Annotated in this window: 9 protein-coding genes; 6 read left to right on the top strand and 3 right to left on the bottom strand. The window is 64.4% G+C overall.

Annotated elements, in window-relative coordinates; translation table 11 throughout:
• Window positions 1-26 precede the first annotated feature (26 nt).
• On the bottom strand, window positions 27-878 hold the full coding sequence (locus A9K71_RS11770; protein WP_066995296.1) for a phosphatase PAP2 family protein: 852 nt from the start codon (window positions 876-878) through the stop codon (window positions 27-29).
• Window positions 879-914: 36 nt separating this feature from the next.
• On the bottom strand, window positions 915-2558 hold the full coding sequence (locus A9K71_RS11765; RefSeq protein ID WP_066995079.1) for a glycosyltransferase family 39 protein: 1644 nt from the start codon (window positions 2556-2558) through the stop codon (window positions 915-917).
• A gap of 350 nt (window positions 2559-2908) precedes the next feature.
• Between A9K71_RS11765 and tyrS the strand changes: the two genes are divergently transcribed.
• Window positions 2909-4162: a tyrosine--tRNA ligase gene (gene tyrS / locus A9K71_RS11760; RefSeq protein ID WP_066995292.1), complete on the top strand. Its 1254-nt coding sequence runs from the start codon at window positions 2909-2911 to the stop codon at window positions 4160-4162.
• 9 nt (window positions 4163-4171) lie between these two features.
• Here the strand turns inward: tyrS and A9K71_RS11755 are convergent, their stop codons facing one another.
• Window positions 4172-7582, bottom strand: a complete 3411-nt coding sequence (locus tag A9K71_RS11755) for a DUF3971 domain-containing protein (RefSeq protein ID WP_066995076.1) — start codon at window positions 7580-7582, stop codon at window positions 4172-4174.
• 97 nt (window positions 7583-7679) lie between these two features.
• Here A9K71_RS11755 and A9K71_RS11750 point away from each other — a divergent pair, with 97 nt between their 5' ends.
• The 5 genes from A9K71_RS11750 (at window position 7680) to A9K71_RS11730 (ending at window position 12331) form a co-directional block, all read left to right on the top strand.
• Entirely contained in the window at window positions 7680-8147 is a 468-nt protein-coding gene (locus A9K71_RS11750; protein ID WP_066995289.1) for a peroxiredoxin, read from the top strand.
• A gap of 166 nt (window positions 8148-8313) precedes the next feature.
• A complete protein-coding gene (locus tag A9K71_RS11745) occupies window positions 8314-9591 on the top strand; it encodes a M23 family metallopeptidase (RefSeq protein WP_066995073.1) in 1278 nt (425 codons plus the stop codon).
• Between the two features lie 135 nt (window positions 9592-9726).
• A complete protein-coding gene (locus A9K71_RS11740) occupies window positions 9727-11163 on the top strand; it encodes an FAD-binding oxidoreductase (RefSeq protein ID WP_066995069.1) in 1437 nt (478 codons plus the stop codon).
• Window positions 11160-11894 carry a FadR/GntR family transcriptional regulator gene (locus A9K71_RS11735; RefSeq protein WP_066995066.1) on the top strand — a complete coding sequence of 245 codons (735 nt, stop codon included), beginning with the start codon at window positions 11160-11162 and terminating at the stop codon, window positions 11892-11894. Before A9K71_RS11740 ends, A9K71_RS11735 begins: the two co-directional genes overlap by 4 nt.
• Before the next feature lie 2 nt (window positions 11895-11896).
• A complete protein-coding gene (locus tag A9K71_RS11730) occupies window positions 11897-12331 on the top strand; it encodes a VOC family protein (protein ID WP_066995063.1) in 435 nt (144 codons plus the stop codon).
• Window positions 12332-12365 lie beyond the last annotated feature (34 nt).

Here is a 12365-nt window from a genome sequence, read left to right as displayed (position 1 = left end):
TCGGGCAATCCTTAGACCAAATAGCTCTACGGGCGGTCAGCCGACAATTGCTCGCGGCTCCGCCTCGCCAGCGATGTTTTGTCCTTGGATCCGCTGGAAGACAGCAGCCGGAACGTGCGCTTGGGCACGGGTCTGGTCGACGACGGCCGCCGGAAGATGAAACCGAGCCGCGCGAAAACCAACCCTGCGGCGATCGCAAAGGCAAGGCCGAGCCCAAAGCCGGCCACTGTGTCGCTCGGATAATGCGCGCCGACGAAGACGCGCGTCGAAGCGATCAAGGCCGTGGCCGCAAGCGCGATGTGCCAGCGCCTTGGAAACAGCAGCAAGAGGACGCCGAACACCGCCCCCATCGTCGTAGCATGGCCGGACGGAAAGCCGGCGAAGCGCGCATCCATGGCGAAGGGATGCAGCGACAGCACCCCGTAATCGTTGAAATAGAGCGGCCGGGCCCGGCCGATGCCGTATTTTAGTAAGTTGACGGCCAGCCCGGAAAGACTAACCGCGCAAAGCACCAGGAAAGCGAAGCAGGTCCAATTGTAGACGAGCAGACGCGACGACCTGGAAAGCCGTCGCCAGTCCGTCAGGTTGGCGGCGACGAGGCAGAGAACCGCGGGGATGAGATACCAGCCGCCCAGGCCGAAATCCGTTAAGAAGTCGGTGAATCGGACGAAGCTTGGCGTCCACCCGCCGCGCATCCTGCCGGCGGCGCTGTCCAGGGTGAGGCCAATGGCTATGGCCAGCAGAAGCCATGCAGAGACCCAGACGAGCCAGGGAATCTCGGGATAGCGCGCGGGCCGCACTGCAAAACGCCGCTGCACGATGCGCGTCGTGTCGAGGAAGTTGCCGAGCGAACGGCGGTAAAGAGAAACGGCGGACATGGCTCTATAGGGGTCTTCGAGCTCCGACATTATTCCTCACTGGGCCACTCGATAAAGGCCGAGCGCCAGCTTGTCTCCTGACGAATAGTTGAGCCCGTCGATCTCGGTCAGTCGCTTCGCCGACTTGCCCTGCCCGGCAAGCAGCTCGTTTAGCTTTTGCTCCTCCTTGACCGGCGCCAGTCCCAGCGCACAGGTCGGATCGGCCAGCAGGTGCTTTGCCACGCCATCGACGTCGGTCAGCACGGTCTTGGTCCCGACCAGGAACACCAGGCTCGGCTCGTGATAGGGGGACGAGGCGACCACCGTGGTGTCGCAAGGACGGTTGGCATCGACGGCTGCCTTGATGGCCGGGCTCAGCCAGATCGGCCTCAGCGCCGGCGCAATCACGCCGAACAGCAGGCTGAAGGTTACGCCCGCGCCGATCGCGATCGCGGCGATGCGTTCGAGCGGCACCTGCAATTGGCGCGGGAAAGCGAGATAGCCGGTCACGAGCGCGGCGATCGCCGCCGGAATGCTCCTCCAGGAAAAGGCTTTTGCGAGATAGAGCGGCGCGCCTATGCATACTGCGGCTAGCCCGATCGACACGACGACGACGCCGAAGGCGGTCGACCACCACAGCCAGTTCTGCCAGCGCTTGAGCGGCGCATTGGCCTTATCCTCCGGCAAGGTGAGCAGCCAGCCGATCAGCAGCGCCATGCCGGGATAGGCCGGCAGCACATAATGCGGCAGCTTGGTCGGGATCGCCTCGAACACCAGCCAGAAGGGGATATACCAGGCGAGACAGAAGCGCAGGCGCGGGTCGTCCCAGAAGCGGTTGATGGCCTGCAGCCCGGCGCCGACCGCGATCAGGCCGAAAGGCCACATGAACAGCGAATAGGTGAGCATATAGAAGCCCGGCGGCAGGCCATGCGATTCCTCGCCCTGCGCCACCTTGTTCAGCATGTCCTTGCCGACCGCCTCCTGGAAGAAGGCGCCGCCGCTCTTCCAGCTGATGAGGATGATCCAGGGCAGCACGATGACGAGCACGATTGCAACGCCGCGCACCAGCTTCAGCTTCAAAAGCCAGCGCCAGTCGCGTTCGAAGGCGAACAGCGCGCCGGCCGTCAGCAGCGACAACAGCGGAGCGACCGGACCCTTGATCAGAATTCCCAGTCCCTGCGCGATCCAGAAGATCCATGGGAGGTGGCCGGCAACCGGCTCCTTGCGGCGCGCGGCCAGATAGACCTGCGCCAGCGCGCCCTGCGCGGCCACGCAGCAGGCGAGCAACATGGCGTCGGTCTTGGCGTCGCGGCCTTCGAAGGCGGTGGCGAAGATGGCGGCCATCATCAGGCCGGCGGCAAGGCCGGCATTGGCGCCGAAGAGTTTTGTGCCCGTCCAGCCGATGCCCACGACGGCGAGCGCGATGCCCAGCATCGAAACCAGTCGATAGACCCAGATCGGCGCTTCGACCCCCTCACCGCTCAATACGACGGCCGCCGATTGCAGCCAGTAGATGCCGATCGGTTTCTTGTAGCGGGTCACATCCTGCAGTCGGATGTCGATATAGTCGCCGGTCTCGACCATCTGCTTGGTCGACTGGACGAAGCGTGATTCGTCCCGGTCGACCGGCGGCAGGCTTGCCAGCCCGCTGACGGTCATCAGGATGCTGAACAGAAAGAGGAGGAGATAGTTCCTGTTCATCGCGGGAGCTTGTCCGATCTGATCTGCGGGATAGCCCCGTCGCGGCGCGTCGGGGCGTGCTGCCCTTGCGCGGGCGCCTCATTACGCCAGCAAAAGGGGCGAAGCAAGGATGCGGCTCATGGCAGGCGGTAGCACGCAATGCCCCAAGCCACTTTTGCTGATCGCCCATTTGCCGGTTGAAGTGCGGTCTTACGCGAAACCGGAACTCACTGTTGCTGATCACCTGTTTGCCTCTTGAAGCGCGATCCTACGCAAAACCGGAAACCACTTTTGCTGATCGCGCTTGGATGCTAAACGCGCCCCTTCACGTCAAGCTCGGCCAAATGCCGTGCGATCTCCGGGAAGAAAAGATGTCCGCCTTCAAGTCCGATTTCCTGCGCATCATGAGCGAGCGCGGCTTCATCCACCAGATTTCGGATGAAACCGGCCTCGACCAGCTTTTCGCCAAGGAAACGGTGAGCGCTTATATCGGCTTCGATGCGACGGCGAAGAGCCTGCATGCCGGATCGCTGATCCAGATCATGATGCTTCACTGGCTGCAGCAGACCGGCCACCGGCCGATCGCGCTGATGGGCGGCGGCACCTCGATGATCGGCGATCCTTCTTTCAAGGACGAGGCGCGCAAGCTGCTGACGCCTGGGGACATTGAGAGCAATCTCGTCGGCATCCGCCGCAATTTCGCGCCTTATCTCAAATTCGGCAGCGGCGCGGGCGACGCGGTGATGGTTAACAATGCCGATTGGCTGATGGAGATCAACTACGTCAGTTTCCTGCGCGATGTCGGCCGGCATTTCTCCGTAAACCGCATGCTGGCCTTCGATTCCGTGAAGCTCAGGCTCGACCGCGAGCAGTCGCTGTCGTTCCTCGAATTCAACTACATGATCCTGCAGGCTTACGACTTCGTCGAGCTCTACAAGCGCGTCGGCTGCCGGCTGCAGATGGGCGGCTCCGACCAGTGGGGCAACATCGTCAACGGCATCGATCTCGGTCATCGCATGGAAGGCGTGCAGCTGTTTGCGATGACGACGCCGCTGCTCACCACCTCGTCGGGCGCCAAGATGGGTAAGTCGGCCTCCGGCGCTGTCTGGCTCGACGGCGATATGCTGTCGCCTTACGAGTTCTGGCAGTACTGGCGCAACACCGAGGATGCGGATGTCGGGCGCTTCCTGAAGCTCTACACGACACTGCCGCTCGCCGAGGTCGCGCGCCTCGAAAAGCTCGGCGGCTCGGAGATCAACGAGGCGAAGAAGATTCTCGCCACCGAGATCACCGCCATGCTGCATGGCCGCGCGGCGGCCGAAACGGCTGCCGAGACTGCGCGCAAGACTTTCGAGGAAGGCGCGCTCGCCGACACGCTGCCCAGCATCGACGTCGCCAAGGCTGATCTCGAGGCCGGCATCGGCATCCTGTCGCTGTTCGTCACCGCCGGGCTCGCCGGCTCCAATGGCGAAGCGCGCCGGCATGTCCAGGGCGGCGCCGTGCGCCTCAACGACCAGGCGGTCACGGATGACCGGCGCATGGTAACGCTTGAGGACCTGGGCGCGGAAGGTGTGGTGAAGCTCTCGTTCGGCAGGAAGAAGCACGTTCTGGTGCGGCCGATCTAGTCGGCCTGATCACCGATACTCGAAGATTGAGCGAAAAATTCCCGGCGCCACCACCGACAGCGGATTGATGTTGAGCGTCGGCTTGTTGGCGTTGCCGCGCAGCCGGTAGGTGACGCCGATCAGGCCGCGGTCGCGGCCGTTGCCGAGCAGCGGGCCGAACAGCGGCAGTTCGCCGAAGATGCGGTTCAGCCCATAAACCGGCATGAAGGTGCCGGTCATGTCCATATTGTTGTCTTGGTCGTAGAGCGTGCCCTGGAAAGTGGTGCCGATGCGCGGACCGCGCAACAAACCGTTTGCCAGTCTGAGATAGCCGGAGCCTTTGTCGATCTCGGCATAGCCGCGCTCGAACTGCACCCTTGAGGTGTCGATGTTGGCCTTGACCGCCTGGTTGAGGCTGCGCGTGTCGCCGGCCGGCCTGGTCGACACGATCGACGCAAGCTTCGGCTCGTTGACGACATAGAAATTGCTGGCGTCGACCTGGCCCTTCATTGGCCCGTCGGCGTCGCCCGCCAGCGACAGCGTGATGGCCCCGCCCTCCATATGCTCGTAAATGTTGAGGAAGCGCAGGATAGCGCCGGCATCGGCCGATTTCATCCTGAGAAACCGGCCGCCGTCGCCGGTGGTGTTTCGGACGGCAATGGCGGCACCCGAACTCGCCGTCGCGCTGACATCGAGACCATTCACCCGGGAGCCGGCAGCGCTGTAATTCAGCTTGAGGTTCGACAGCACCTCGTCGTGAAAGCCGGTCAGCGACTTCACGTCGGCGCTGACCGAGATCGCGTCGGCGCCGGCGCCTTTTGTGGCTGTATCGACGTCTGAGGTGAACTGTTTGATCAGCGAGCGGGCGTCGAGAGAGTCGCCGCTGACATCGACCGCATAGCTTTTGCCCGACCGTTTGACCGAGACCGCGACGTCGTCTCCTCTGTTGAGCGCGACCTTGCTGAACCGGGCCGAGGACAGCGCCCCGTTGACCAGTGTCACATCGCCGTCGATCGAAAAGCTCTTCCCGTCGAGATCGAAGTCGGACAGCGTGGTCGTGCTGCCGGACTTGGCCATCGTGAAGGTGACCTTGGCCGGAATGCCGGCACCCTTGCTCCATCCTGCCCAAGGGATGTCGAGCCTTGCGTTGGTCAGGTCGGCCGACACGTTCTGGACGCCCTCGCCGCTCTTGTCGATCGCCACCTTGATGGTTCCGGAAAGCAGCGGCGAAAGGCCGGGCATTGCTGCAGCGCGCGTCTTGTCGTCGATCACCAGCGCGACCTTACGGCTGCGCGGCGGGCCGCTGTCCTCGAGCGGCTCGACCAGGTCGAGCTCGGCCGGAATGCCGTTCAGCTTCGCCTTGGCCGATATCACCGCACGGTCGGGGCTCACGGTGATGGACCCGTCGGCCTCGGTCACCATCTGGTCCTCGAACGGCTTGGCTAAGGAAAGATCCTGGTAGTCCAGCGCCACCAGCCAGTCGAGCGTCGAGGTATCGACGCCGGAAGTCAGCGGAATGTCGGCCCGCACATGCCCGGTGACGGTGCCGCTCAAATCCTCAGGCGCAAGTCCGACATGGCGCATGGCGTTGATCGGCTCAAAGGAGGCGAGTTCGGCGATCGCCGGGGCTTCGCCGGCGACATCGATGTCGAGCGAGCCGATCACGGGCGAAACATTCGCCTGCTTGATCGTCAGCGTGCCGCCGCTTGCCGCCACGGTGCGGCCGCTCGGCATAAAAACGCTGCCCGAGGACAGCGTGATATCGACATCGTTGCCATGGAAGGCAACGACACCGACCGCATCGCGGATCGGTGGAATGCGCCCCGCGGTATCGAAGCGCGAGCCCTCGACCTGGAAGCGGCCGAACACCTCGTCGCCGGAAAGCGGAACGCCGTTGCCGAGCCGCCCCGGAACGACCTGGAACTGCAGGTTGGCGTCGACCACGCGGCCGCCGAACAGGTTGTCCAGCACCCAAAGCCGCGCGTTGCGGGCGGAGAACCAGGGCCACAACTGCTTCACATGCGAAACCGGCATGTCGTGGACATTGAGCGACAGCGACACACCCGGCGGGCCATTGTCGATGAAGGCGAGCGACGCCGTGCCCAGCACGTCGCTCGAACCGCCGGAGCGGACGCCGATCTGCTCGGCGACGAGTTTGCGGCTCTTGGTCTGGTAGACGCCGGCGACCCGGGCAAGGAACTGAAGCGCCGGCTCCGGCGATTCCGAAGGCGCGAGCGTCGAACCGTCGCTGACAAGGTCATAGCGGTAGGACGGCTCCTCGCCCGCGGCTGCCGGCTTCGGCCCGATCGAGCCTGAGAAATCGAATGTCGAGCGGCCGGTCCTGATCAGCAGTTTGTCGACCGAGACCTTGTTTGATCCCGCGACCAATGTGGCCTTGACATCGACGTCGGCGGGCAGCAGCCCGCGCGAGCCGAGATCGAGCACCGAGCCGCCGAGCGACAGCGACGCCGTCAGCCGCGACGTCGTCTCGCCGGACGCCTCGGCACCCGAAAGCTTCAGCGCAACAGAACCAAGCTTGCCGCCCTGGGCGGCGAAGTTCCCGCCGCTGGAGCTTCCCTGAGCGGGCGTTACGCCGACGTCCGCTATCGCGAGGGCGGCGTCCAGCGATGCGATCCGCCTGGCGCTCGGATCGCGCGCCGCGGAGGCGCTCAGGCTGACATGCCGGCCGTCGACATCGGCATTTGAAGACAGTTCCATGCTGCCTGTGCCCGTCTGCCCAACCGTGGCCTCGGCGACGGTCACACGCCTGACCGATCCGCCCGGCGGCAATTCGAACTCGACGTTGCGGAGGTCGATCTGGCGCATCGATTCCGCGCGCACCGCATCCAGCGCCGCGTTGACGCCGCCAAACACCGCCGCCGATACTTTCTCCGGATCGACCAGGCCATCCTCGTTGCGCAAAGCCGCCGTCCAATCACCGCTGCCGGACGGCATGGCGGCGACCATGATGCGAGCATCGGAGAACCGGGCGCTGGTGAGCTTGACCTCGCCGGATAGCAGCGGCAGCAGGCGCATGCCGAAGCGGACGCGCCCGACATCGGCCATCGGCTTGCCGTCGGCCGTCTTCAAGCTGACGTCGCTGACCTGCAGGGCGACGAAGCTCGACCCATCGAGCGTCAACCGCGCCGGCCCAACGGTGACGTTGAGATCGACGCCAGCGAGCTTCTCGATGGCCGTCTCGGCTTCGGCGCGAAGTCGTTCCGTGCCGATGCCTGACGTGCCAAGCACATAGACGCCAATTGCCGCCAGAAGCACCAGTGCGCAGAGTCCGGCGAACACCCGGCCGAGGATGCGGAAGCGCCGGCGCACCGAAGCACGGCCAAGCGGCGGCACGCTGCAAGCGGACGGAAAAGCTCCCAGGTCGGTGATCTCGTCACGCCTGAACCTGATCTTCTCGTGCTGCGGTTGCTCCTGATCCAAGCAATATTCCGTTGTAAACGTACTCGTCGTGGACGAATCCCCGCCTCACGTTATATCGATGCTCGATCCGCGCGTAACCGCAAACAAGGGCATCGACATGGCTGATCTCGACGTGGGCGACGTTGCGCCGCAATTCGATCTTCCGCGCGACGGCGGCGGCTCCCTCAGCCTCGCCGCGATCCGGGGAAAACCTGTCGTACTCTACTTTTATCCGCAGGACGACACCACAAGCTGCACCAACGAGGCGATCGGCTTCTCGCAGCTGAAGCCGGAATTCGAGAAGGCCGGCGCCGTGGTCATCGGGCTGTCCCCCGATAGCGTCAAGAAACACGACAAATTCAAGGCGAAATACGATCTCACCCTCGATCTCGTCGCCGACGAGGAGCGCAAGGCGATCGACGCCTATCATCTGTGGGTCGAGAAGACGATGTACGGCCGCAAGTACATGGGAGTCGAGCGCGCCACCTTCCTGATCGGCCAGGACGGACGCGTCGCCCGCATCTGGCGCAAGGTGCGCGTCAAGGGCCATGCCGAAGAGGTGCTGGAGGCGGTGCGCGCGCTGTGAAGCGGGGCAGACCCAAAGCTTCCGCGATTTTGCTGGCCTCCTTCCCTGCAACCTGCCACCCGCGTTGCGGGATTTGGATATGCCGACATCGCCGCCAGCAAAGCTTTGTTAACCCTAATAATGTGTAATCGAGCTGTCGTTGGAGTCGTAACGAAAGCTTGGTCCCGTGAACGGTCAGTCAGCGGTCTTCGGCAGGCGCAAGGAGCCCCATACGGTCATTATCGCCCGGGGCAACGAGATCCGGCATTTCACCATCCGCCCGTGGCTCGCCGCCTTCATCGGGTCGGCGCTTGCGGCGATCGCCATCGGCTATCTGCTCGCCACCTCCTACCTGGTGCTGCGCGATGACCTGATCGGCGCCACCGCAGCCAGGCAGGCGCGCATGCAGCAGGCCTATGAGGATCGCATCTCCGCGCTTCGCGCCCAGGTCGATCGCATCACCAGCCGCCAGCTTCTCGACCAGCAGCTCATGGAGACCAAGGTCAGCGAGTTGCTGGCCAGGCAGACCCAGCTCAGCCAGCGCCACGGCCGGCTCGGGCCGATCCTCGAACGCGCCGAGAGCGAGGTCGGCGATGTGCCCGCCGCAGCCAATGCCACCGCGACCAAACCCGACGAGCGCGCCGAGATCACCGGCGGTCTTTCGCAGGCCCCGACCTACTCCGTCGCATCGTTGGGCGCCGGCGACACGAGGCCATTCTCCCTGTGGTCGACACGCTCCGACCCGCTCGACAACGAAACGGCAGCGGATCGTGCCGACAAGCTCTTCGTGTCGATCAACGCTTCGCTCAAGGCCATCGAGAACCAGCAGCTCACGCGCATCACCACGCTTGCGGACAACGCTTATCGCAACGCCGACGCGATCTCGCAGGCACTGCAAGCCGCCGGGCTGCCGGTCGACACGGAGCTCGACAAGAACGATGTCGGCGGGCCGCTGGTGCCGCTCGATTCTTCAATGATCTTCGACAGCAAAGTCAAAGAGCTGGATGAAGCGCTTGATGCGCTAGATCAAGTCAAGAAAGAGGCGCGCAAGCTGCCGCTCAGCAATCCCGCGCCGGGCCATACCGTGACCAGCCCGTTCGGGGTGCGCACCGACCCGATCCTCGGCACGGCCGCCCTGCATACGGGAATGGATTTCAGGGCGCCGATCGGCATGCCGGCGAAGGTCACCGCTGCCGGCGTCGTCACCAAGGCCGGCTGGAACGGCGGCTACGGCCGCATGGTCGAGGTCGACCACGGCAACGGCTTTGCGACGCGCTATGGCCACCTCAGCGAGATCGACGTGACTGTCGGCCAGAAGCTCGCCGCCGGCGACGTGATCGGCAAGACCGGCAGCAGCGGCCGCTCGACCGGTCCGCATCTCCACTACGAAGTGCGCCACAACGGCGAGGCGGTCGACCCGCTGCGCTTCCTCGCCGTCGGCAAGAAGGTCGCGCAGTACCTTTAGCGCACGCCTCGCGGCTGACCCGAGGTCCCTCCAGATTTATCGACCGTTTTGCTTGGCAGCGCTCGCTTTGGATTGACTCAATCCAAGTTGTAGGATGATATACATCACCCTATCGCCTCACCGATTGCGCCGCTGATGACCATTCGCAGCCTCTCACCGCAAATCCTCAGCGTTTTCGAAGACGCAGTGGGGCCGAGCGGTCTCACCGCCGACACTGCTGGAATGGCGAAGTATCTCGGCGATTGGGCCGGCGACTATCGAGGCAGCGCGCTGGCCGTACTGCGCCCCGCGTCGGTTGCGGAGGTGCAAGCGCTGATGCGTCTGTGCAGCGAGTTGGGACTCGGCGTCATTCCACAGGGCGGCAACACCGGCTTGGTTTCGGGCGCCATCGATGGCACCGCCACCGGCGGTGTAGTCGTCAGCCTAGAGCGGCTGAACGCCATCCGCCGGATCGATCGCGCGAACTTCACACTTCAGGCGGACGCAGGCTGCGTGCTGCAGGCGATCAAAGAGGCAAGCGAGGCCGAAGATTGCCTGTTCCCACTGGCGCTCGGCGCACAAGGCAGTTGCCAGATCGGCGGCAATGCCGCGACCAATGCCGGCGGCGTCAACGTGCTGCGCTACGGCATGGCGCGCGACCTGATCCTGGGGCTGGAGGTTGTTCTGGCCGATGGCGAGCTGTGGAACGGCCTTTCCGGGCTGCGCAAGAACAACAGCGGTTATGACCTGAAGCAGCTGTTCATCGGCTCCGAGGGCACGCTCGGCATCATTACCGGTGTGGAGGTCAAGCTGTTCCCGAAGCCGGCCCGTGTCGAGACCGCCTATCTCGGCCTCGTCTCGTTCGAAGCGGCCATCGGCCTGTTCAACCGAGCGCGCCGCGCCTGCTCCGATCTGATTTCCGCCTTCGAGATCATCGGCTCGGAATGCATCGATTTGGCCCGGCTGGTCGATCCTGGAATGACGGCGCCTGTCGCAGGACCCGTCCATGCGCTGATCGAATTGTCCTCCGGACCGACCATCGACCTCAACGGCGTGCTCGCCAGTTTTCTAACCGATGCGCTCGAAGGCGGCCTGGTGGCCGACGCAGTCCTCGCGACCAGCAACGCGCAGGCTAAGGCCCTCTGGGCGATCCGCGAGGGACTGGTCGAGGGCCAGGCGAAGCGCGGCTATCACGTGCGCACCGATCTCTCGGTGCGCATTTCCGATATCCCTGTCCTTGTCGAGCGCGCCCGCCGCTTCGTCGCCACCGAACATCCGGGCTGGATTGCACTGGCCTATGGCCATGCCGGCGACGGCAACATCCATTTCAATGTGCTGCCGCCGCTCGATCTCGCTGATGGCGAAGCGCGGGTGCGCGGCGAAGAAATCACGGCCGGGCTGTACGACATCGCCGTCAGCCTCGGCGGCTCGATCAGCGCCGAGCACGGCATCGGCCGCAGCCGTGCCCGAGAATTCTGGGCCGGGCTTTCGCCGGCGCATCGCCGCATGGTTACCGCGCTGAAGACTGCGCTCGACCCTAAAGGGGTGATGAACCCCGGCTGCCTGCTGCCCTCGACGGAGCGTTTTTTATGAAGCAGAGACTGGCCGCCATCGGCACCGTCGAAACCCTGCCGCACCGGGTCGCGGCCTTCCTCAGCCGCGAGATCGAATCCGGCGAGTTGAATCCCGGCGCGCGGCTGCCGACCGAGCAGGAGCTTTCCGAGAAGTTCGGCGTCAGCCGCAATGTGGTGCGCGAGGCGATTGCCCAGCTCAGGGCCGACGGCATGATCGAAGCGCGGCAAGGTATCGGAGCCTTCGTGCTGGCGCCCGAGCAAAGGGCCGCCATCCGCATCGACCGCGAGGCGCTCAAGGACACCCATAATATGGAGCGGCTGTTCGAGCTGCGTTGCATCCTCGAGGCCGAGTCGGCGGCGCTCGCCGCGGCGCGGCGCGGGCAGGAGCATCTCGATTCGATCAAGGCGGCGCTCGACCGCATGGGCGGCGAGGAGCGCTGGGAAGAAGGCAGCATCGACGCCGACCTGCTCTTCCACCGCGAGATCGCGCGGGCGACCGGCAACAGCTACATCCACACCTTCATCTCTTTTGTCTGTGAGCAGATCCGCCAGTCGATCCACTATGCCCGCATGACCAACCCGCTGCACGATCTCGTCGAGATCAATGTCGGCGAGCATGTGCGCATCTACGAGGCGCTGGTGGCGGGCGATCCGGCGGCGGCGGAAGCAGCAATGCGTACGCACATCATCGGCGCCGCCAACCGCGTCGGCGTGAAGCTGCCACTCTCCAAGACCGGCGGGACGAAATAGTCATGCCGGCCAACCTCACCCGCATCTCCGACGTCTGCCTGCTGGTGGAAAATATCGAGCGTACGGTCGACTTTTATGTCGGGAAACTCGGCTTCCGGCTGCGTCGGCGTGCCGAAGGCTTTGCCGATTTCCATGGCGAGGGCGTGACGCTCGCCGCCTGGGAGCTCGACCACATCAACCGACACACCGGCGTCTCGAACCAGAGATCGCCGCGCCAAGCGCACAAGGTTTGCGTCGCCGTCCAGCTCGGATCGCCGACCGAGATCGACCGGCTGCACGGCGAATTGAGCGCCAAGGGCGTGCCCTTCTATGGACCGCCCGAAAACTACGTCTGGAATGCGCGCTGCGCCTATTTCACCGATCCGGACGACACGCTTTGGGAGCTTTACGCCTGGCTCGACGGCGGCCCTGGCGACTACCACGACCAACAGCCGTAGCGACGCCGCGCCGAGGGGTCGGCGCTTGGAAAGA

This window comes from Mesorhizobium sp. WSM3873 (assembly GCF_001672445.1).
Taxonomy (GTDB): domain Bacteria; phylum Pseudomonadota; class Alphaproteobacteria; order Rhizobiales; family Rhizobiaceae; genus Mesorhizobium.
This window is presented reverse-complemented; position numbering and strand designations above follow the sequence as displayed.

What these genes read in the sequence shown, in the direction of transcription:
- A9K71_RS11765 (WP_066995079.1), bottom strand. Translation starts at nt 2,558, where the DNA reads ATGAACAGGAACTATCTCCTCCTCTTTCTGTTCAGCATCCTGATGACC.
- A9K71_RS11735 (WP_066995066.1), top strand. Translation starts at nt 11,160, where the DNA reads ATGAAGCAGAGACTGGCCGCCATCGGCACCGTCGAAACCCTGCCGCAC.
- A9K71_RS11730 (WP_066995063.1), top strand. Translation starts at nt 11,897, where the DNA reads ATGCCGGCCAACCTCACCCGCATCTCCGACGTCTGCCTGCTGGTGGAA.
- A9K71_RS11770 (WP_066995296.1), bottom strand. Translation starts at nt 878, where the DNA reads ATGTCCGCCGTTTCTCTTTACCGCCGTTCGCTCGGCAACTTCCTCGAC.
- A9K71_RS11740 (WP_066995069.1), top strand. Translation starts at nt 9,727, where the DNA reads ATGACCATTCGCAGCCTCTCACCGCAAATCCTCAGCGTTTTCGAAGAC.
- A9K71_RS11750 (WP_066995289.1), top strand. Translation starts at nt 7,680, where the DNA reads ATGGCTGATCTCGACGTGGGCGACGTTGCGCCGCAATTCGATCTTCCG.
- tyrS (WP_066995292.1), top strand. Translation starts at nt 2,909, where the DNA reads ATGTCCGCCTTCAAGTCCGATTTCCTGCGCATCATGAGCGAGCGCGGC.